General features: G+C 68.1%; 17 protein-coding genes. 10 read left to right on the top strand and 7 right to left on the bottom strand.

Translation table 11 applies throughout. The features are described from left to right. Positions 1–57: 57 nt before the first annotated feature. Positions 58–1113 (top strand): RNA methyltransferase, encoded by a 1056-nt coding sequence (locus tag C4F17_RS06095; protein WP_106934639.1) that lies wholly within the window; start codon positions 58–60, stop codon positions 1111–1113. Between the two features lie 169 nt (positions 1114–1282). Here C4F17_RS06095 and C4F17_RS06090 read toward each other — a convergent pair whose 3' ends face one another. After that, a complete protein-coding gene (locus C4F17_RS06090; RefSeq protein WP_106934638.1) occupies positions 1283–2704 on the bottom strand; it encodes a short-chain fatty acyl-CoA regulator family protein in 1422 nt (473 codons plus the stop codon). Between the two features lie 138 nt (positions 2705–2842). Here C4F17_RS06090 and C4F17_RS06085 point away from each other — a divergent pair, with 138 nt between their 5' ends. From C4F17_RS06085 to C4F17_RS06060, 6 genes are all read left to right on the top strand, one after another. Continuing rightward, entirely contained in the window at positions 2843–3253 is a 411-nt protein-coding gene (locus C4F17_RS06085) for an acyl-CoA thioesterase (RefSeq protein WP_081270508.1), read from the top strand. Then, positions 3250–4413, top strand: a complete 1164-nt coding sequence (prpC, locus tag C4F17_RS06080; protein WP_106934637.1) for a bifunctional 2-methylcitrate synthase/citrate synthase — start codon at positions 3250–3252, stop codon at positions 4411–4413. Before C4F17_RS06085 ends, prpC begins: the two co-directional genes overlap by 4 nt. A gap of 65 nt (positions 4414–4478) precedes the next feature. Next, positions 4479–7085 (top strand): Fe/S-dependent 2-methylisocitrate dehydratase AcnD, encoded by a 2607-nt coding sequence (gene acnD, locus C4F17_RS06075; RefSeq protein WP_106934636.1) that lies wholly within the window; start codon positions 4479–4481, stop codon positions 7083–7085. A gap of 28 nt (positions 7086–7113) precedes the next feature. After that, entirely contained in the window at positions 7114–8304 is a 1191-nt protein-coding gene (gene prpF, locus C4F17_RS06070; protein WP_106934635.1) for a 2-methylaconitate cis-trans isomerase PrpF, read from the top strand. Between the two features lie 37 nt (positions 8305–8341). Further along, positions 8342–9205, top strand: a complete 864-nt coding sequence (locus tag C4F17_RS06065; protein ID WP_106934634.1) for an isocitrate lyase/PEP mutase family protein — start codon at positions 8342–8344, stop codon at positions 9203–9205. A gap of 66 nt (positions 9206–9271) precedes the next feature. Continuing rightward, complete coding sequence (locus C4F17_RS06060) at positions 9272–9514, top strand: hypothetical protein (RefSeq protein WP_106934633.1); 243 nt, start codon at positions 9272–9274, stop codon at positions 9512–9514. Positions 9515–9584: 70 nt separating this feature from the next. Here C4F17_RS06060 and C4F17_RS06055 read toward each other — a convergent pair whose 3' ends face one another. The 3 genes from C4F17_RS06055 to C4F17_RS06045 all read right to left on the bottom strand — a co-directional run bounded on the left by C4F17_RS06055 (position 9585) and on the right by C4F17_RS06045 (position 15551). Beyond that, on the bottom strand, positions 9585–12677 hold the full coding sequence (locus tag C4F17_RS06055) for an efflux RND transporter permease subunit (protein WP_106934632.1): 3093 nt from the start codon (positions 12675–12677) through the stop codon (positions 9585–9587). 10 nt (positions 12678–12687) lie between these two features. After that, positions 12688–13866, bottom strand: a complete 1179-nt coding sequence (locus C4F17_RS06050) for an efflux RND transporter periplasmic adaptor subunit (RefSeq protein WP_106934631.1) — start codon at positions 13864–13866, stop codon at positions 12688–12690. An 80-nt stretch (positions 13867–13946) separates the two neighbouring features. Beyond that, a complete protein-coding gene (locus C4F17_RS06045) occupies positions 13947–15551 on the bottom strand; it encodes an efflux transporter outer membrane subunit (RefSeq protein WP_159053609.1) in 1605 nt (534 codons plus the stop codon). A 257-nt stretch (positions 15552–15808) separates the two neighbouring features. On the opposite strand from C4F17_RS06045, the gene C4F17_RS06040 reads away from it, so the two are divergent. Next, positions 15809–16369: a fasciclin domain-containing protein gene (locus C4F17_RS06040; protein WP_081270516.1), complete on the top strand. Its 561-nt coding sequence runs from the start codon at positions 15809–15811 to the stop codon at positions 16367–16369. 216 nt (positions 16370–16585) lie between these two features. Here the strand turns inward: C4F17_RS06040 and C4F17_RS06035 are convergent, their stop codons facing one another. After that, positions 16586–17302: a helix-turn-helix domain-containing protein gene (locus tag C4F17_RS06035; RefSeq protein WP_081270517.1), complete on the bottom strand. Its 717-nt coding sequence runs from the start codon at positions 17300–17302 to the stop codon at positions 16586–16588. A gap of 71 nt (positions 17303–17373) precedes the next feature. Between C4F17_RS06035 and C4F17_RS06030 the strand changes: the two genes are divergently transcribed. Together C4F17_RS06030 and C4F17_RS32685 are read left to right on the top strand one after the other, a co-directional pair. Continuing rightward, on the top strand, positions 17374–17607 hold the full coding sequence (locus C4F17_RS06030; RefSeq protein WP_081270613.1) for a helix-turn-helix domain-containing protein: 234 nt from the start codon (positions 17374–17376) through the stop codon (positions 17605–17607). 4 nt (positions 17608–17611) lie between these two features. Then, complete coding sequence (locus C4F17_RS32685; RefSeq protein WP_159053608.1) at positions 17612–17848, top strand: hypothetical protein; 237 nt, start codon at positions 17612–17614, stop codon at positions 17846–17848. Here C4F17_RS32685 and C4F17_RS06025 read toward each other — a convergent pair. Further along, positions 17799–18302, bottom strand: a complete 504-nt coding sequence (locus C4F17_RS06025) for a hypothetical protein (RefSeq protein ID WP_081270519.1) — start codon at positions 18300–18302, stop codon at positions 17799–17801. The genes C4F17_RS32685 and C4F17_RS06025 overlap by 50 nt on opposite strands. 29 nt (positions 18303–18331) lie before the next feature. Continuing rightward, positions 18332–20323: an ABC-F family ATP-binding cassette domain-containing protein gene (locus tag C4F17_RS06020; protein WP_106934630.1), complete on the bottom strand. Its 1992-nt coding sequence runs from the start codon at positions 20321–20323 to the stop codon at positions 18332–18334. Between the last annotated feature and the right edge of the window lie 26 nt (positions 20324–20349).

Raw genomic sequence — 20349 nt, 5'->3', positions numbered from 1 at the left:
CCGGACGGGCGCGCGGCGCCCGGCGGGCACAATCCGGGGTTACAGCCCCCACGTTGCATGCGAATCCACGAACTGAAACGACGACTCCGCGAGGCCGGCGCGGGCCCCAGCCACGAGCAGCGGATCCTGCGGCTGTGGTCCCATGCGCTGCCGCGCAACAGCGGCAGGCGCCTGCCGGCGAGCTTCTTCCCGTCGTCGCTGATGGAAGCGCTGCCGTCCATCGAAGCCGAGCTGGCCGGGCTGGCGCGCATCCATGCGGTCCACCCGGGCGCCGACGGTTCCGAGCGGCTGCTGGTCGCGCTCGCGGACGGCCAGACCGTCGAAAGCGTGCTGCTGCCGCGCGACGGCCTCTGCGTGTCCTCGCAGGTCGGTTGTGCCGTGGGGTGCCAGTTCTGCATGACGGGCCGCGACGGCCTGCTGCGCCAGGTGGGCAGCGCCGAGATCATTGCCCAGGTGGCGCTCGCGCGCATGCGCCGGCCGGTGCGCAAGGTGGTGTTCATGGGCATGGGCGAGCCGGCCCACAACCTGGACAACGTGCTGGAAGCCATCGAGCTGCTCGGCACCGTGGGCAACGTCGGCCACAAGAACCTGGTGTTCTCCACCGTGGGCGATCCGCGCGTGTTCGAGCGGCTGCTGCAGGAGCGCGTGCGGCCCGCGCTGGCGCTTTCGCTGCACACCACCAAGGCCGAGCTGCGCCGGAAGCTGCTTCCGCGTGCGCCGAACATGATGCCGGAAGAACTGGTCGCCGAAGGCGAACGCTATGCGCGCGCCACGGGCTACCCGATCCAGTACCAGTGGACCCTGCTCGAAGGCGTGAACGACGGGCAGGACGAGATCGACGGCATCGTGCGGCTGCTTTCCGGCAAGTACTGCGTGCTGAACATGATTCCCTTCAACGCGGTCGACGGCGTGGCGTTCAGCCGGCCTTCCTGGGAGCGCTGCGAGCAGATGGCCCGCACGCTGCACGAGCGCGGCATCCTGACCAAGCTGCGGAATTCGGCGGGGCAGGATGTCGACGGCGGCTGCGGCCAGCTGAGGGCGCGCGCCGCCGAAGTGGCCGCAGTGGCTGAAGTGCGGGTCGCGATGCCGACAAGAGCCGCGAACCGCAAATAGCCGCCGAAGAGCCCATCGACGCTGGCGTCCTCCACGAAGTCTCCCAGATTGGCCGCGATCATCGCGTTGCCCGTTCGATTCCTCCGGCGGGCACCTCCCTCCACAGGCCCTTTGCGAGATGGGGGCCATTCAGCCCGCCTTCGCGCGGGCTGCTTTTTTTTGGGGGGGTTCAGGCATCCGCCACTGCGTAGGGCGTGAACCGGCTTTCGTTCTCGTTCACGTCCAGCGGCCGCCCGATGAACGGAAACGCCCGCTGCGGGCAGGCCACGCGCTCGCACACCTTGCAGCCCATGCCGATGGGGGTGGGCACGTCCTGGTCGGTCAGGTCCAGGCCCTTGGAATAGATCAGCCGCGGCGCATGGCGGATGTCGCATCCCAGGCCGATGGCGAAGGTCTTGCTGGGCGAGGCGAAGCCGCGCTGCCCGTGCGACACGGTGCGTGCCACCCACAGGTAGGTGCGCCCGTCGGGCATGCGCGCGAGTTGCTGCAGCACGCGCCCGGGCTGCGCAAAGGCCTCGTACACGTTCCATAGCGGGCAGGTGCCGCCGGTCTTCGAGAAGTGGAAGTGCGTGGCCGACTGCCGCTTGGAGATGTTGCCGGCGCGGTCCACGCGAATGAAGAAGAAGGGCACGCCGGGCGCCCCGGGCCGCTGCATGGCGCTCAGGCGATGGCAGATGGTCTCGAAGCCGACGCCGAAGCGGCGCGCCAGCAGGTCGATGTCGTAGCGCAGGGTTTCCGCGGCCTTCAGGAAAAGGCCGTAGGGCAGCAGCACGGCGCTGGCGAAGTAGTTCGCCAGGCCGATGCGGGCCAGCGCGTGCGTGGAGGCGTCGTTGAAGCTGGCGCTCTGCAGCAGTGATTCGATCAGCGTCGTCTGCTCCAGCAGCGCCAGCTGGGTTGCCAGCTGGAACGACTGCTGGCCGGGCTCCAGGCTGCCCGACAGGCGAAGCACGCGGCTGGCGGGGTCGTAGCGGCGCTGGCTGTCGATGGCGTCGTCGTCCGTGGGCACCACGCGCACGCCGTGCTGGTTCATGAGCCGCGACTGCAGCCATTCGGACAGCGAGCCGCCGTGGCCGCGCGCTTCGTCCGCGAGCTTTTCCGCCAGCAGGTCGAGTTCCTCGAAATGGTTCTGGTGGGCGAAGAAGAAGTCGCGCACCGCCTCGAAAGGCATGGGGCGCGCATTCGTCAGTTCGCCCCGGCCGTCGCCGAGTTCGCCGGCCATGATCTCCAGGCGCTCCATGGCCTCCTGGTGGCGGCGGTGCAGCGCGAGCAGCGCGCGCGCCACCGCGGGCATCTGCGAGGCCACTTCGCGCAGTTCGGGCAGGGCGACGGCTTCTCCGCCGGGGTTGTCGGCCAGCGCGTCGCGCATGCTCGAGACGAGCCGGGCTTCCTCGTCTTCCGAGAACTGCTGCACGTCGACGCCAAGCGTGCGGCTGATCCTGAGCAGCACGGCCACGGTCAGCGGCCGCTGGTTCTGCTCCAGCTGGTTGAGGTAGCTGGGCGACAGGCCCAGCGCCTGGGCGAGCGCCACCTGCGTCAAGCCGCGTTCGGCGCGCAGCTTGCGCAGTCGCACGCCCATGAATGTCTTGCTCATCGTGAAGCTCCTTCGGAATGCGCGCCGTTTTGCGAAACCTGTGCATTCGCAAGATTTGCAAAACAGGGCTTTCTCATTCGCAATGATTGGCTAATTCAGTCCTTCATTATGGCCACGCATTTGCGTAAATTGCGAACCATGACAAACAAGGACACGGCGCTCGAACTCATGGAAATCGTGTTCCCGGAGCACGCCAACCACTACGGCACGCTGTTCGGCGGCAACGCGCTGATGCTGATGTCCAAGGCGGCCTTCCTGGCGGCGCGCGCCTTCGCGCAGGCCGACGTGGTCATGGCCGGCTGCGGCGACGCTCAGTTCCTCGCACCCGTGCCGGTCGGCAGCGTGCTGCGGCTGCGCGCATGGGTCAGCCGGCAGGGCCGCAGCTCGCTCACGGTCAGTGTCACCGGCACCTTCGAGCAACCGGGGCAGCCGGCGCGCGAGGCGCTGCGCTCCTTCTTCGAGATGGTCGTCGTCGACAAGAGCGGACGGCCCACGCGCATACCCAAGGCATATCCAGCACACCCGAATCCGGAAAAGGAAGAAGCATGAACGACACCGCAACCCTCGCCGCCCCCGGTTTCAAGCCCAAGAAATCCGTGGCGCTGTCCGGCGTGGCCGCCGGCAACACCGCGCTGTGCACGGTCGGGCGAACCGGCAACGACCTGCACTACCGCGGCTACGACATCCTCGACATCGCGCAGGTCTGCGAGTTCGAGGAAATCGCGCACCTGCTGGTGCACGGCAAGCTGCCCACGGCGGCGGAACTGCGCGCCTACAAGGCCAGGCTCAAGTCGATGCGCGGCCTGCCCGCGAGCCTGAAGGAAGCGCTGGAGCAACTGCCCGCAGGCGCCCACCCGATGGACGTGATGCGCACCGGCGTCTCGTCGCTGGGCTGCATGCTCCCCGAGAAGGAAGACCACAACCTGCCCGGCGCCCGCGACATCGCCGACCGGCTGATGGCGTCGCTGGGCTCGATGCTGCTGTACTGGTACCACTGGTCGACGCAGGGCAGGCGCATCGACGTGGAGACCGACGACGACTCGATCGGCGCGCACTTCCTGCACCTGCTGCACGGGCGCAAGCCCTCGGCGAGCTGGGAGCGGGCGATGCACACGTCGCTCAATCTCTACGCCGAGCACGAGTTCAACGCCTCCACCTTCACCGCGCGCGTGGTGGCCGGCACCGGCTCCGACATGTACTCGGCCATCACCGGCGCCATCGGTGCGCTGCGCGGGCCCAAGCATGGCGGCGCCAACGAGGTGGCCTTCGAGATCCAGAAGCGCTACGACTCGCCCGACGAGGCCGAGTTAGACATCCGCCGCCGCGTGGAGGCAAAGGAAGTGGTGATCGGCTTCGGCCATCCGGTCTACACCGTGAGCGACCCGCGCAACGTGGTCATCAAGGGCGTGGCGAAGTCGCTGTCGGAAGAGGCCGGCTCGACCAAGATGTTCGACATTGCCGAGCGGCTGGAGGGCGTGATGTGGGAGGTCAAGAAGATGTTTCCCAACCTCGACTGGTTCAGCGCCGTGAGCTACCACATGATGGGCGTGCCCACGGCCATGTTCACGCCGCTGTTCGTCATCGCGCGCACCTCGGGATGGGCCGCGCACATCATCGAGCAGCGCATCGACAACAAGATCATCCGGCCGAGCGCCAACTACACCGGGCCGGAAGACCTGAAGTTCGCGCCGATCCAGGATCGGAAGTAAAAACACAAGAAGAGACAAGAGAGAAAGCAGGTCCGCGCGCGATGTGCGGGCCCGAGCGCCGCCCCATGAACAAGCAATACCGCAAGCAGCTTCCCGGCACCTCGCTGGACTATTTCGACGCGCGCGAAGCCGTCGAGGCCATCCGCCCGGGCGCCTGGGCCACGCTGCCTTACACCTCGCGCGTGCATGCCGAGAACCTCGTGCGCCGCTGCGACCCGGCCATCCTCCGGCAGAGCCTGACGCAGATCGTCGAGGGCAAGAGGGAACACGATTTCCCGTGGTTCCCGGCGCGGGTGGTGTGCCACGACATCCTCGGCCAGACCGCGCTGGTCGACCTGGCCGGCCTGCGCGACGCCATTGCCCGGCAGGGCGGGGACCCGGCCCAGGTGAACCCGGTGGTGCCGGTGCAGCTCATCGTCGACCATTCGCTGGCGGTGGAGTGCGGCGGCTTCGACCCCGATGCCTTCGAGAAGAACCGCGCCATCGAAGACCGGCGCAACGAAGACCGCTTCCACTTCATCGAGTGGACGAAGCGGGCCTTCAAGAACATGGAGGTGATACCGCCGGGGAACGGGATCATGCATCAGATCAACCTGGAGCGGATGTCGCCCGTGGTGCATGCGCAGGACGGCGTGGCCTTCCCCGACACGCTGGTCGGCACCGACAGCCACACGCCGCACGTCGATGCGCTGGGCGTTGTCGCCATCGGCGTGGGCGGGCTGGAGGCCGAGAACGTGATGTTGGGCCGCGCCTCGTGGATGCGCCTGCCCGTCATCGTCGGCGTGAAGCTCTCGGGCCGGCCGCAGCCGGGCATCACGGCCACCGACGTGGTGCTGGCACTGACCGAGTTTTTGCGCAAGTCGAAGGTGGTGGGGGCATATCTGGAGTTTCACGGGGAGGGCGCCTCGAGCCTCACGCTCGGCGACCGCGCGACCATCTCCAACATGGCGCCCGAATACGGCGCCACCGCGGCCATGTTCGCCATCGACCCGCAGACCATCGACTACCTGCGCCTCACAGGCCGTGCCGACGAGCAGGTGCGGCTGGTCGAGACCTACGCCAGGCACACCGGCCTGTGGGCCGACGCACTGAAAGACGCGCAGTACGAACGCGTGCTGCAGTTCGACCTTTGCACGGTCGTGCGCAACATGGCCGGCCCGTCGAACCCGCATGCGCGCGTGGCCACCACCGATCTCGCGGCCCGCGGCATCGCCGCGCCGTGGAAAGACGAGCCGGGCCGCATGCCCGACGGCGCCGTGATCATCGCGGCCATCACCAGCTGCACCAACACCAGCAACCCGCGCAACGTGATCGCGGCCGGCCTGCTTGCGCGCAACGCCAACCGTGTCGGCCTCACGCGCAAGCCCTGGGTCAAGTCGTCGCTGGCGCCCGGCTCCAAGGCCGTGACGCTGTACCTGCAGGAAGCCGGCCTCATGGGCGAGCTGGAAAAGCTCGGCTTCGGCGTGGTGGCCTATGCCTGCACCTCGTGCAACGGCATGTCGGGCGCGCTGGACCCCGTCATCCAGCAGGAGATCGTCGAGCGCGACCTGTATGCGACGGCCGTGCTCTCGGGCAACCGCAACTTCGACGGGCGCATTCACCCGTATGCGAAGCAGGCCTTTCTTGCCTCGCCGCCGCTGGTGGTGGCGTATGCCATTGCCGGCACGGTGCGCTTCGACATCGAGAAAGACGTGCTGACGGTGATCGACGGCAAGGAGATTCGCCTGAAGGACATCTGGCCGGCCGACGAGGAAATCGACGCCATCGTGAAGTCGAGCGTCAGGCCCGAGCACTTCCGCCAGGTGTATGAACCGATGTTCGCCATCCAGCCCGACACCGGCGAGAAGGTGACGCCGCTGTACGACTGGCGCGCCGCGTCCACCTACATCCGCCGCCCGCCGTACTGGGAAGGCGCGCTGGCCGGCGAACGCACGCTCAGCGGCATGCGTCCGCTGGCGGTGCTGCCGGACAACATCACCACCGACCACCTGTCGCCGTCCAACGCGATCATGATGGACAGCGCGGCCGGCGAGTACCTGCACAGGATGGGCCTGCCCGAGGAAGACTTCAATTCCTACGCCACCCACCGCGGCGACCACCTCACCGCGCAGCGCGCCACCTTCGCCAACCCCACGCTCAGGAACGAGATGGTGCGCAACGCCGACGGCACGGTGCGGGCTGGCTCGCTGGCGCGCGTGGAGCCGGAAGGGCAGGTCATGCGCATGTGGGAGGCCATCGAGACCTACATGCAGCGCAAGCAGCCGCTCATCATTGTGGCCGGCGCCGACTACGGCCAGGGCTCGTCGCGCGACTGGGCCGCCAAGGGCGTGCGGCTGGCGGGCGTGGAAGCGATTGCGGCGGAGGGCTTCGAGCGCATCCACCGCACCAACCTGATCGGCATGGGCGTGCTGCCGCTGGAGTTCAAGCCCGGCACCAGCCGCCTGACACTGGGCCTGGACGGCACCGAGACCTACGACGTGACCGGCGAGCGCAAGCCGCGCGCCGACCTCATGCTCGTCATCCACCGGCGCAACGGAGAGCGGCTCGAAGTGCCCATGACCTGCCGCCTCGACACCGCCGAGGAAGTGTCGATCTACGAAGCCGGCGGCGTGCTGCAGCGCTTCGCGCAGGACTTCCTGGCATCGACCAAGGCTGCCTCCTCGGCATCCTGAACCGACAGAACCGACAATCCAACGCATCATGGCTTCCGCACCACAGATCAGAATTCCCGCCACCTACATGCGCGGCGGCACCAGCAAGGGCGTGTTCTTCCGCCTGCATGACCTGCCCGAGGCGGCCCGGGTGCCCGGCAAGGCGCGCGACGCGCTGCTGCTGCGCGTCATCGGCAGCCCCGACCCCTACGGCAAGCAGATCGACGGCATGGGCGCCGCCACCTCGAGCACGAGCAAGACGGTCATCCTGTCGAAAAGCGAGCGGCCGGGCCACGACGTGGACTACCTGTTCGGCCAGGTGTCGATCGACCAGCCCTTCGTCGACTGGAGCGGCAACTGCGGCAACCTCTCGGCCGCCGTCGGGCCCTTCGCCATCAGCAACGGCCTGATCGACGCCGAGCGGGTTCCGCGCAACGGCGTGGCGGTGGTGCGCATCTGGCAGGCCAACATCGGCAAGACCATCGTCGCGCACGTGCCCATGACCGACGGCGAGGTTCAGGAAACCGGCGGCTTCGAACTCGACGGCGTGACCTTCCCGGCCGCCGAAGTGCAGCTCGAATTCATGGACCCGGCGGCGGAAGAAGAGGGCGCTGGCGGTGCGATGTTCCCCACCGGCCAGCTGGTCGACGAGCTGGAGGTCCCGGGCGTCGGCACGCTGCGGGCAACGATGATCAACGCCGGCATCCCGACCATCTTCGTCAACGCCGAAGCCATCGGCTACACCGGCACCGAACTGCAGGACGCGATCAACGGCGACCCCGCCGCGCTGGCCAGGTTCGAGGCCATCCGCGCCCACGGCGCGGTGCGCATGGGCCTCATCAGGCACATCGGCGAAGCGGCCGGCCGGCAGCACACGCCCAAGGTCGCGTTCGTGGCAAAGCCCGCCGGCTACACCGCCTCCAGCGGCAAGCAGGTGAGCGCGGGCGATGTCGACCTGCTGGTGCGCGCGCTGTCCATGGGCAAGCTGCACCACGCCATGATGGGCACTGCGGCCGTGGCCATCGGCACGGCCGCCGCCATTCCGGGCACGCTGGTGAACCTTGCGGCCGGCGGCGGCGACCGCGAGGCCGTGCGCTTCGGTCACCCTTCGGGCACCTTGCGCGTGGGCGCGCAGGCGAGCAAGGTGGACGGCGAATGGCAAGTGACCAAGGCGGTCATGAGCCGCAGCGCCCGCGTGCTGATGGAAGGCTGGGTGCGCATGCCCGGCGACGCCATCTGACCTTTCTTTTTCATCGACTCATACACAGGAAAAACCGATGTCGACTCGCAAGACCCTCCGATCCCTGGCCGAGGCGCGCCGCGGCGTGCTGGTGCCGGGTGCCTTCAACGCGCTGTCGGCGCGCGTGATCGAAGACCTGGGCTTCGAAGCCATCTACGTCACCGGCGCGGGCGTCACCAACATGTGGTTCGGACTGCCCGACCAGGGCTTCATGGGCCTGCACGAAATCGCCGACCACACGGCGCGCATCCGCGACGCCGTGGGCCTGCCGCTGATCGTCGATGCCGACACCGGCTTCGGCAACGCGCTCAACGTGCGCCACACGGTGCGCGTGCTCGAGCGCGCGGGCGCCGACTGCATCCAGCTCGAGGACCAGGTCGCGCCCAAGCGCTGCGGCCATTTCTCGGGCAAGGACGTGATCTCCACCGAGGAAGCGGTGAACAAGATCAAGGCGGCCGTCGATGCGCGCACCGACGCCGACCTGCTCATCATGGCCCGCACCGACGCAGCCGCCACCCTGGGCTTCGAGGCCGCCATCGAGCGTGCGCAGAAGTTCAGCGAGGCCGGCGCCGACATCCTGTTCGTGGAGGCCGTGACCACGGCCGACGAAATCCGCTCGCTGCCGAAGCGGCTGAACAAGCCGCAGCTCATGAACATGGTGATCGGCGGCAAGACGCCGATCTTCGGCGCCGAGGAACTGGCCGGCCTGGGCTACGGCATCGTGCTGTACGCCAATGCGGCGCTGCAGGGCGCGGTCGCCGGCATGCAGAAGGCGCTGACGGTGCTGCGCGAGACCAGGCGCGTGGACGAAGACCCGGCGCTGGTCGTGTCCTTCGCAGAGCGCCAGCGGTTGGTGCGCAAGCCCGAGCTGGACGCGCTCGAAAAGCGCTACGCGAGCTGAGGAAGCGGCTACAGTCGCCAGTTCCTCATCTCCGGCCGGCTCGTCGTGCGGCCTCAGACCTTTCCGATGCGCACCTCCATTTCTCTTTCCGTCCTCGTCCTGGCCGCGGCATTGGCCACAGGTTGCGTCACCCGCACGGCGCCTCGCTACACACCGCTCGGCAACGGCGTCTTCAAGTCGCCGACCGCGCAGGATGCCGAGAACTACTGCCGCAACTTCGGCGCGCCGATGCGCTTCCTGGCCAACCAGGGAGCGGAAGACGCGGCCAGGCGCGTTTCGGAGGGCGAGGTGTTCTACCGCTGCGACTGAAGCAAAAAAAAGCCCGCGGTCTTCTCGACCGCGGGCTTCTTCATGCCGGATGAATGGATGAGACCGGCGCTCAGGCCTCCGGCGCCACGCTGCCCGGCAGTGCCGGCGCGCCGTTGGCAGTGCCTTTCTTTTCGTCTTCCTTGTCTTCCTTCTGGTGCCGCGCCGCGATGGCCAGGTACATCGCGGGCACCACGAACAGCGTGAACAGCGTGCCGATCGACAGCCCGCTGAAGATCACGATGCCCATCGCCTTGCGGCCGGCGGCGCCCGCGCCCGAGGCAATCACCAGCGGCAGCACGCCGAAGACCATGGCGGCCGTGGTCATCAGGATCGGGCGCAGCCGGGTGCCTGCCGCCTCGACAATGGCATCGAGCTTGCTCAGGCCCTGCTTCTGCAGCCGGTTGGCCACCTCGACGATCAGGATGCCGTGCTTGCTGATGAGGCCCATCAGCGTCACCAGGCCCACCTGCGTGTAGATGTTCATCGAGGCGAAGCCCCAGAAGATGAAGATCATGGCGCCGAAGAGCGCGAGCGGCACCGACACCAGGATCACCACCGGGTCGCGGAAGCTCTCGAACTGTGCCGACAGCGCCAGGAACACGATGATCAGCGCGAACACGAAGGTGACGGCGAAGTTGCCCGACTCCTGCACGAACTGGCGCGACTGGCCCGAGTAGTCCACCGAATAGCCGCTGGGCGCCAGCTGCTGTACCACGCCGCGCAGGTACTCCAGCGTCTCGCCCTGGGTGCCGCTGGGCACGCCCTGGATGGTCACCGAGTTGAGCTGCTGGAAGTGGTTGACCGTTTCCGGCTGCACCGAGTACTTCAGGCTCGCCACGGTGCTCGCGGGCACCACGCCGTTGGGCGTCTTGATGTAGAAGTTGAGCACGTCCGACGGATTGAGCCGGTCGACCTGCTGCACCTGCGGAATCACCTTGTAGGAGCGCCCCGAGATCGAGAAGTAGTTGACGTAGCCGCCGCCCAGCGCCGCGCCCATCGCGTTGCCCACGTCCTGCTGGGTGATGCCCAGCGTGGCGATCTTGTCGCGGTCGACCACCACGGTGGCCTGCGGCAGGTCGATCTTCAGGTCGGCGTCGATGTAGTAGAACTTGCCGTCGGCGCGCGCCTTGTCCATGACCTGCTGCGCGAGCGTGTTGAGGTTCTCGAACGGCTCGGTCGTCTTGATGACGAACTGCACCGGCAGGCCCGAGGCGCCCGGCAGCGCCGGGAACTGGAAGGCCACCACCTTGGCGCCGGCAATGCCGTTCCAGCGCTTCTGCAGGTCGGTCTGGATGTCGTGGGCGCTGCGCGTGCGCTCGTCCCAGGGCTTGAGCAGCACGCCGGCGATGCCGGCGTTGGTGCTGGGCACGCCGGTGAGCTGGAACAGCTGCGCGTATTCGGGCGTGTCGTGCGCGACCTTGAAGATCTGGTCGGCGTACGTCTGCATCTGGTTGATGGTGGCCGTGGGCGCGCCCACCACCTGCGACAGCACGATGCCCTGGTCTTCCTCGGGCGCGAGCTCCGACTTCGACATCTTGAACATCACGAACAGCAGCGCCACCAGGATCACGCCCATGACGATCATCACCGGCCAGGTCTTGAGCACGCTGCGCAGGATGAGCTGGTAGCGGTGGTGCACCCGCTCGAAGATGTGCTCGATCTTCATCGCGAACTTGCCGCTGTCCTGCTCCGGCTTGAAGAAGCGCGAGCACATCATCGGCGACAGCGTGAGCGCCACGATGCCCGACACCACCACCGAGCCGGCGAGCGTGAACGCGAACTCGGTGAAGAGCGATCCGGTCAGCCCGCCCTGGAAGCCGATGGGCACGTACACCGCGACCAGCACCACCGTCATGGCAAGAATGGGCCCGCCCAGCTCCCGCGCCGCGAGCAGCGAGGCCTGCATGGGCGACTTGCCCTCCCGCATGTGCCGGTCGACGTTCTCCACCACGATGATCGCGTCGTCCACCACCAGCCCGATCGCCAGCACCAGCGCCAGCAGCGTGAGCAGGTTGATGGAGTAGCCCAGCACCAGCATGATGAAGAAGGTGCCGATGAGCGACAGCGGCATCGCAATGACGGGCACCACCACCGCGCGGAAGCTGCCCAGGAACAGGTAGATCACCACCGTCACGATCACCAGCGCCTCGACCAGCGTCTTGATCACTTCGCTGATGGAGGTGTTGATGAAGTCGGTCGAGTCATAGACGATCTTGCCCGTCAGCCCCGAGGGCAGCTGCGACTGCAGGTCCGGGAACACGGTGCGCACCTGCTTGGCCACGTCCAGGATGTTGGCCTCCGGTGCTACCTTGATGCCGATGAACACCGAGCGCACGCCGTTGAAGGCCACGTTGAAGTCGTAGTTCTCCGAGCCCAGCGTCACGTTGGCCACGTCCTGCAGCCGCACGATGGCGCCGTTGCTGCTCTTGATGGACAGCTGCTTGAACTCGTCCACGCTGTGCAGCGAGGTGCCGGCCGTGAGCGGCACGCTCACCATCTGGCCCTTGCTCTGGCCGACGGCGGCCAGGTAGTTGTTGGCCGAGAGCGCCGCGCTCACGTCGGTGGCGGTCACGCCGAAGGCGGCCATCTTCTGCGCGTCGAGCCAGGCGCGCAGCGCGAAGGTGCGCGCACCCAGGATTTCCGCGGTCTGCACGCCCGCAATGGCGTTCAGCTTGGGCTGCACCACGCGCACCAGGAAGTCGGTCACGTTGTTGTTGGGCAGCGTGTCGCTGTAGAAGCCGATGTACATCGCGTCGGTCGTCTGGCCCGTGGCCACCGTGAGCACCGGCTGCTGCGCCTGCGGCGGCAGCTGGTTGCGCACGGAATTGACCTGCGTGTTGATCTCGGTCAGCGCGCGGTTGGAGTCGTAGTTCAGCCGCAGCGTGGCGGTGATGGTCGACACGCCCAGGCTGCTCGAGGACGACAGGTAGTCGATGCCCTGCGCCTGCGACACGGCGGCTTCGAGCGGCTGCGTGATGAAGCCCGCGACCGTGGCCGCGTCCGCGCCGTAGTAGGCGGTGCTGATGGTGACCACGCCGTTCTCGGTCTTGGGGTACTGGTTCACGGGCAGGCCCGCCAGCGCACGCAGCCCCAGCACCACGATCAGCAGGCTCACCACCATCGCCAGCACCGGCCGGCGGATGAAGATGTCGGTGAAGTTCATGCGCGGGGCCTCACTTTTCCTGCGGCGTCGGCGCCGGATCATTGGATGGCTTGACGCTGTTGTCCACCGTGACCGGCGTGCCGTTCTTCAGCTTGTTCTGCCCGCTGCTCACCACCACCTGGCCGGCTTGCAGGCCCTTGACGATGGCGATCTGGTCGCCGCGCGTCGGGCCGGTCTCGATGAAGATCTGCTGCGCCACGAGCTGGGGCTTGCCGGAGGCGTCGGTGGCGCTCGCCGGTGCCGGGGTGCCAGGCGTGCCGGGCGCGCCGGCCTTGGGCGGATCGGCCGGCTTCACCACGTACACGGTCGAGCCGTAGGGGTTGTAGGTCACGGCGGTGGAGGGCAGCGTCAGGTATTCCTGCATGCCGCCGATGTCGATCTTCACGTTCGCGAACATGCCCGGCAGCAGCACCTGCCTGGGGTTGGCGATGGTGGCCTGCACCTGCACGTTGCGCGTGGCGGCGTCCACCTTGGGGCTGATCGCGTTGATCTTGCCGCTGAAGCCCTGGCCCGGGAAGGTGTCGACCGTGAGGTTCACCACTTGGCCGACCGCGAGCCCTGCGAGCTGCTGCTGCGGCAGCGTGAAGTCGACGTAGATCGGGTCCAGCGTCTGCAGCGTGACCAGCTTGTCGCCCGCGTTCACGTACTGTCCGGGGTTGAGCCCGCTGATGCCCAGGCGGCCTGCGAAGGGCGCGCGGATCGACTTCTTGGCCACGACGGCGGCCTGCTGCTCCACCTGCGCGCGCTTGGCTTTCAGGTCGTTGGTGTCGGCGTCGATCTGCGCCTGGCTCACGGCCTGCACCGCGAGCTGCGCCTGGTCGCGCTTGAGCACGGTGGCGGCCTGCGCGGCGGCGGCTTCGGCGGAGTGCAGCAGGGCGATGTCGGAGTCGGCGTTGAGTTCGACCAGCAGCGCGCCGGCCTTCACGTCCTGGCCCGACTTGAAGTGCACGGTGCGCACCAGGCCCGCGACTTCGGTGCTCAGGTCGGCGCCGCGCACCGGGTTGAGCGTGCCGACGGCGGTGAACTGCGACTGCCACTGGAGCTTCTGCACTTCGGCGGTCGACACGGTCTGCGGACCCGGCTTGGGCACGGCCGCAATCAGCGCGCGGATCTGCAGGAACTTGCCGAGCGCTAGCGCGGCGACCAGCAGCAGCACGCAGCCGATCATGATGATCATTCTCCGGGTCATGGGTAGGCTTCTCTTCGAGTTATGGATGAGGGGTTGGGCGCGGCGGCAGGGGAGTGGGGTGCCGTCGCGGGTCGATGGGGTCAGTTGCGGACCGGGGCCGCGGTTGCCGCAGCGGGCGTGGCGGGCACGGTCGGCGCCAGGGTCGCGTTGGCCAGCTCGGCGCGGTTCCACCAGCCGCCGCCCAGCGCCTGGAAGAGCGCGGCGGTGTCGGCATAGCGCGCGGCCTGCGCCTGCACCAGCGCGGTGTGCGTCTGCAGCCAGGCCTGCTGCGCAGTGAGCAGCGTGACGTAGCTCACCGCGCCGGCGCGGAACTGCGCGGTCGACAGGTCGAGCGACTGCCTGGCGAGCGATTCGGCCGCGGCCTGGTTCTGCAGCGCGACGGCGTCGAGCTCCAGCGCGCGCAGCGCGTCGGCCACGTTCTGGAAGGCGCCGAGCACGGTGTTGCGGTACTGCGCCGCCGCCGAGTCGTAGGCCGCCACCGCGGCGCGTTGCTGCGCGCGCAGTGCACCGCCGTTGAAGATCGGCTGCGTGAGCCCGGCGCCGATGCTCCACAGCGTGGTCGGGCCGGTGAACAGGTCGCGCGCGCGCAGCGCGTTGTTGCCGTAGCTCGCGCTCAGCTGGATCTGCGGATAGAGGTTGGCGGTGGCCACGCCGACCGCCGCGCTGGCCTGGTGCAGCTGCGCTTCGCTGGCGCGCACGTCGGGCCGCTGGCGTGCGAGTTCGGAGGGCAGCGAGAGCGGCAGCGCCTGCGGCAGCGTGAGGCTGGCGAGGTCGAATTCGGGCAGGCCCGCCTCGGACGGCAGCCGGCCGGCGAACACCGCGAGCTGGTGGCGGGTTTGCGCCAGCGCCTTCTCGATGGGCGGCAGGGTGGCCTGGGTCTGAGCCACCTGCGTGCGCTGCTGCAGCACGATCGACTTGGGGATCGCGCCGGTGTCGAACTGCTTTTCGATCACGTTGAGCTGCTCGGTCTGCGCCTGCAGCACTTCGCGCGCGGCCTGCAACTGCGCGCGCAGAGAGGCCTCGCGGATGGCGGTGGTCACCAGGTTGGAGGTGAGCGTGAGGTACACCGCCTCCACCTGGTAGCGCTGCGTGTCGACGGCGGCCTGCGCGCCTTCTATCTGGCGGCGCGTGCCGCCGAACACGTCGAGGTTGTAGGAGACGTTGACGCTGGCGTTGTACAGCGTGAGCAACTGGCCGCCGGGCACCTGGCTGGTGATTTCGGAAGCGCGCTCGCGCTGCGCGCCGAGCTGGGCCGAGACCTGCGGCCACAGGCTGCCGGTCCTGGCCTCGTAGGTGGCCTCGGCCTGGCGCAGCGCAGCCTGGGCCGACGCGAGCGTGGGGCTCTGGGCCAGCGATGCGCGGATCAGCTGGTCGAGCGGCTCGGAGCGGAACACGTCCCACCACTGGGCCGGAATGTCGCGGCCGGCCACCAGCTCCTGTGCCTGGCCGGCCGGGCCTTCGGCCTGCGCCGTGCGCGCGGGCACCGGCGCGGGCGTGTAGTCAGGCCCCTGGGCGGCGGCGGGCAGCTCCGGGGTCTTGAAGTCCGGGCCGACCGCGCAGGCGCCCAGCAGCAGGGCGGTGCCGAGCAGGGCACCTTGAACGGGCCACCTGGCGAGCCGGCGCGCGGCAACCGCGCGCGGCTCGACGGGGTGATCCTCCGACGCTTTGTTTTCTTGGATATGCATGGGGCAGCGGTTGTACACCCGGAAACGCCGGGAGACCTGACTCTTTCGTGAATCTCGCAGCAATCGCTTCATGCCGCGAGGCCGGCGCGACGAAATTGGCATTACCCGGCGCGAAATGCCTCGGCGCGGCGTCAAGTGCGGGCGGACGCGGCCGGCTTTTTTATCGCCGGGGCCGAATCTGTTGTGCACATGGCGCCGTACTGATCGCAGCCGCCGCGATTTTCACGGGGGTCCATTCAACAACCTGGAGCATTTCCATGCAACGCAAACTTCATCGTCTCGCAGCTGTCACTCTCGCATTCGCCATGTCCGCCGGTGCCGTTTCGGCCATCGCGGCATCGGTCATGGTGGGCGGTGCACCGATGCTGCCGACCAAGGACATCATCGACAACGCCGTCAATTCGAAGGACCACACCACGCTGGTGGCCGCCGTCAAGGCCGCGGGCCTGGTCGACACCCTCAAGGGCCCGGGCCCGTTCACCGTGTTCGCTCCCACCAACGCGGCCTTCGCCGCCTTGCCGGCCGGCACCGTCGACACCCTGCTCAAGCCCGAGAACAAGGACGCGCTGACCGGCGTGCTGACCTACCACGTGGTGTCGGGCAAGCTCGACGCGGCCGAGCTCAAGAAGGAAATCAAGGCCGGCAAGGGCTCCGCCGAGCTGAAGACCGTGGCCGGCGGCGTGCTCGTGGCCAAGGAAAAGGGCGGCAAGATCATGATCACCGACGAAAAGGGCGGTACCGCCACGGTGACGATCCCCAACGTCTACCAGTCGAACGGCGTGATCCACGTCGTGAACAAGGTGCTGCTGCCCAAGTAAGGCGGCGTGGGAGAAGAATTAGCCGGCAATTAGATTCCGGCGAGGTCAGGTTGCAAGCAGGTTCGCAAGCGATATTCAAGTTTCTCCCTGTGGCCTGCAATCCTCTGATCCTCCCTCCTCCAGCAGGTCACCTTGAAGCCCGCCTTCGTGCGGGCTTTTTTTTGCCCGCCGTTCGTGCGGTCAGCGCGGCCAGGGCGGCCAGGGCGGCCAGCGCGGTCAGTCCTCGTCTTCCCACTTGCCGATGACCGTGCCCAGTACGGTGAAGGCGGTGCGTATGGGCTCGTGCCTCGGGTTCAGCGGCAGCAGCCAGCGGCGCCCGTCTTCTTCCTTGTAGACCTTGCAGGTGACTTCGCCTGTGTCCTCCAGCTTGGCGACGATGCGCTCGCCGTCGGCCGGCGTCCTGAGCTGGGTGTCGACGAAGATGATCGACTCGGCGGGGTAGCTCTTGAGGTGGCCGCTGGGCGCGGTCATGCTGTCGCCGCGCATGCGCAACGCGTAGGTCTGCAGGCTGTGGTGGGCGATGCATGGAATCCAGCGCTCGGCCCGGGGCTGGTCCGAAACTTCGCGGCTGTCCCAGCGTGCGGCATCCGTCCACTCGATGAGCGGCACGGTCTGCGGCGTGCGCGGGTTGTACGAAGGGCCCGCGGGCGGCGTGCGGGTCACGCGGTAAGGGCCGGGCGGCTCGTTGGCGCGGTCGCGTGCGGGGCGGACCTGGTCTTCGTCCCAGGGCGCGGGGCCGTCGCCGGTGTCGAGCCAGTTCGGGTCGGCACGGTAGGCACGCGCCAGTGCAAGCACGCTCATCGAACGGCTGGTGTCGCCGCGCTCGATCTTCGAAATGCTCGACTGCTTGACGCCCGACACGGCTTCCGCCTGCTTCTGCGTCATCTTGGCGAATTTGCGCGCTGCAAGGGCGCGGCTGGCAATGCTGTCCATGCGCCGGGATTTAAGCTCAAATGAATATTCTGAATGGACTCTAGAATATGAAAAACAGGGAGGAAATTGCCGTGAAACCACGCGAGTTGGTACAGGCGCTGAGAGCCATGGGGCTCACGCAGAAGCAGATCGAGGCGAGAACAGGTATTCCGCAGCCGACGGTCAGCAAGATCGGCCTCGGGCGGGTGCGCGACGTGATGTCGCGCCACTACCTGGCGCTGTTGAAGGTCTATGAGCAGGAGGTGACGGGCCAGCTCGTGCAGCCGGCCCGGGTCTACACGCCGCGCAAGCGGGCCGGCGAGTGAAGCGGTGCGCCGCCTTCCATTGCCGTCGGGGCCGCGCCTCGACCGCGTGTTGTGCGTGCTGCTGGCGCTGCTGTCGGTCTTGTCCTTGATCTACGGGCTGTGCGCCGCGAGGCCGGCCTTTTCGGGCGCGGGCGTGTTCGGCCTGGCCGGTGCGCTGCAGGCCGCGATGGTGCTGCTGGACGGCGATGCGCTCAGGCGCTCGCGTGCGGTTCGGGCGGCGTTAAGGCGAGAGTGGCGCTGACGCGCACGCAGTCCTTGATGTGCTGCTCGCCCAGCGCGCGCAGCGCGGCATAGCCGAGCGCCGCCGAAACGATCTGCCCGGCGATGGGAACGTATTTGGTCGCCTGCTTGGCCGTCAGGCGCACGCCCGCATGCTTGGCCAGCCGGATCAGCAGGTCGCGCGTGACCAGCCGCCCCACCAGCAGGGCGCCCACCGTGGTGGCTGCTTTCTGGATGCGCTCGCGCTGGTGCGGCGCGAGCCGTTCGACCTGGGTGACCGACAGGCCGAACTCGGCGCTGATCTGCGGCACCAGCCGCGAGAGCAGCGCCGCGTCGGCCATCCAGTCGACGCCGGGCAGGGGCACGGCGCTTGCCGCGGCTGCCATGAGGGCCTTGCGGCCGATCAGCCGGCGCGCGCGGTGCACGGCGGCGACGAGCTTCTCGTCACCCCGGGCCAGTTCGATGGCAGACGGCATCCAGTGCCCCTTTCAGGTTCCAGGTTGGGTCAGGCCGCGAGCGCTTCGAGCTGGTCCGACAGGGCCAGCCAGCGCTCCTCGAGGCGGCCGATTTCGTCGTTCAGTGCCTTCAGCCGCTTGCCGGCTTCGGCAATCTCGGCGGAAGGCAGCGGCTGGCTCATGCGGGCCTCGAGCGCGGCGCGCTCGGTGCCGGCGGCGGCCAGGCGTTCGTCGATCTGGGCGATCTCGCGCTTGATCGGCTTGGCCTGGTCGCTGCGCTGCTGGCGCTCCTGGGCGTCCTGCTTGCGCTGCTGCGGCGCGGCGGGCGCGGCCACCGGCGCGGCGGCTGCGGCGGCCGCGGCCGAGACGGCTTCGCGCGTGGCGACCTTGGCTTCTTCGCGCAGGCGCTTGGCTTCGTCGAGCAGGTAGCGCTGGTAGTCGTCCAGGTCGCCGTCGAAGTCGCCGACCACGCCGCGGCCGACCAGCCAGAACTCGTCGCACACCGAGCGCAGCAGCGCACGGTCGTGGCTCACCAGCATCAGCGTGCCCTCGAACTCGTTGAGCGCCACGGCCAGGGCCTCGCGGGTGGCCAGGTCCAGGTGGTTGGTGGGTTCGTCCAGCAGCAGCAGGTTGGGGCGCTGCCACACCATCATCGCGAGCACGAGGCGGGCTTTTTCGCCGCCGCTCATGGTGCCCACGGGCTGCTTGACCATGTCGCCGCTGAAGTTGAAGCTGCCCAGGAAGCCGCGCAGGGCCTGCTCGCCGGTGGCTTCCTTGGCATTGCTGCCGAGCTCGCGCGCCATGCGCACCATGTGCTCGAGCGGGGTGTCCTGCGGGCGCAGCACATCGAGTTCCTGCTGCGCGAAGTAGCCGATGTTCAGGCCCTTGCCCTCGGTCACCTGGCCGGCCAGCGCGCCCATTTCGCGCGCGATGGTCTTCACCAGCGTCGACTTGCCCTGGCCGTTGGCGCCCAGGATGCCGATGCGCTGCCCGGCCAGCACCGAGCGGCTCACGCCGCGCAGGATGGTCTTGGGCTCTTCGTTCTCGATCTCATAGCCGAAGCTCGCGTTGGTGATCGACAGCATCGGGTTGGGAATGTTGCCGGGCTCCTTGAACTCGAAGGTGAAGTCGGCTTCGGCCAGCAGCGGCGCCACGCGCTCCATGCGCTCCAGCGCCTTGACCCGGCTCTGCGCCTGCTTGGCCTTGCTGGCCTTGGCCTTGAAGCGGTCGATGAACTTCTGCAGGTGGGCGATCTTGTCCTGCTGCTTCACGAAGGCCTGCTGCTGCTGCTCCATCTGCAGCGCGCGCATGTCCTCGAACTTGCTGTAGTTGCCGCCGTAGCGCGTGAGCTGGGCGTTGGCGATGTGCAGGGTGACGTCGGTCACGGCGTCGAGGAACTCGCGGTCGTGGCTGATGACGATCATGGTGCCGGGGTACTTCTGCAGCCAGGCTTCGAGCCAGACCAGGGCGTCCAGGTCCAGGTGATTGGTGGGTTCGTCGAGCAGCAGCAGGTCGCTCGGGCACATCAGCGCGCGGGCCAGCTGCAGGCGCATGCGCCAGCCGCCCGAGAAGCTGTTGACCGGCTCGTCGACCTCGTGCGCCTTGAAGCCCAGGCCCAGGATCAGCGCCTGCGCGCGCGGCACGGCGTCGTGCTCGCCGGCGTCGGCCAGGTCGGTGTAGGCGTGGGCCAGCTGCATGCCGATGTCGGCGTCGTCGGGGTTCTCGGCGTAGGCGGCCTCGATGGTGGCGAGCGCCTCGCGCAGCTCGGTGAGGCGGGTGTCGCCGCCGACCACGAAGTCGGTGGCCGACTCGTCCGTCTCGGGCATGTTCTGCGCCACCTGGGCCATGCGCCACTGCTTGGGCACGTAGAAATCGCCGCCGTCTTCGTGCAGCGTGCCGTTGAGCAGGGCGAACAGGGTCGACTTGCCGGCGCCGTTGCGCCCCACCAGGCCGACCTTTTCACCGGGGTTGAGGGTGACGGTGGCGCCGTCGAGCAGGACCTTGGCGCTGCGGCGAAGAATGACGTTTTTGAGAGTGATCATGAAAAAGAACCGTAGGGGCGATTATC

Source organism: Variovorax sp. PMC12 (assembly GCF_003019815.1).
In the GTDB taxonomy this organism is placed as follows: Bacteria; Pseudomonadota; Gammaproteobacteria; order Burkholderiales; family Burkholderiaceae_C; genus Variovorax.
The sequence above is the reverse complement of the archived record's forward strand: the minus strand, read 5'-3'. Positions and strand labels throughout refer to the sequence as shown.

Excerpts from the sequence above, each read along its gene's own strand:
- C4F17_RS06095 (WP_106934639.1), top strand. The coding sequence starts at position 58 with ATGCGAATCCACGAACTGAAACGACGACTCCGCGAGGCCGGCGCGGGC.
- C4F17_RS06090 (WP_106934638.1), bottom strand. The coding sequence starts at position 2,704 with ATGAGCAAGACATTCATGGGCGTGCGACTGCGCAAGCTGCGCGCCGAA.
- C4F17_RS06085 (WP_081270508.1), top strand. The coding sequence starts at position 2,843 with ATGACAAACAAGGACACGGCGCTCGAACTCATGGAAATCGTGTTCCCG.
- prpC (WP_106934637.1), top strand. The coding sequence starts at position 3,250 with ATGAACGACACCGCAACCCTCGCCGCCCCCGGTTTCAAGCCCAAGAAA.
- acnD (WP_106934636.1), top strand. The coding sequence starts at position 4,479 with ATGAACAAGCAATACCGCAAGCAGCTTCCCGGCACCTCGCTGGACTAT.
- prpF (WP_106934635.1), top strand. The coding sequence starts at position 7,114 with ATGGCTTCCGCACCACAGATCAGAATTCCCGCCACCTACATGCGCGGC.
- C4F17_RS06065 (WP_106934634.1), top strand. The coding sequence starts at position 8,342 with ATGTCGACTCGCAAGACCCTCCGATCCCTGGCCGAGGCGCGCCGCGGC.
- C4F17_RS06060 (WP_106934633.1), top strand. The coding sequence starts at position 9,272 with ATGCGCACCTCCATTTCTCTTTCCGTCCTCGTCCTGGCCGCGGCATTG.
- C4F17_RS06055 (WP_106934632.1), bottom strand. The coding sequence starts at position 12,677 with ATGAACTTCACCGACATCTTCATCCGCCGGCCGGTGCTGGCGATGGTG.
- C4F17_RS06050 (WP_106934631.1), bottom strand. The coding sequence starts at position 13,866 with ATGACCCGGAGAATGATCATCATGATCGGCTGCGTGCTGCTGCTGGTC.
- C4F17_RS06045 (WP_159053609.1), bottom strand. The coding sequence starts at position 15,551 with ATGCATATCCAAGAAAACAAAGCGTCGGAGGATCACCCCGTCGAGCCG.
- C4F17_RS06040 (WP_081270516.1), top strand. The coding sequence starts at position 15,809 with ATGCAACGCAAACTTCATCGTCTCGCAGCTGTCACTCTCGCATTCGCC.
- C4F17_RS06035 (WP_081270517.1), bottom strand. The coding sequence starts at position 17,302 with ATGGACAGCATTGCCAGCCGCGCCCTTGCAGCGCGCAAATTCGCCAAG.
- C4F17_RS06025 (WP_081270519.1), bottom strand. The coding sequence starts at position 18,302 with ATGCCGTCTGCCATCGAACTGGCCCGGGGTGACGAGAAGCTCGTCGCC.
- C4F17_RS06020 (WP_106934630.1), bottom strand. The coding sequence starts at position 20,323 with ATGATCACTCTCAAAAACGTCATTCTTCGCCGCAGCGCCAAGGTCCTG.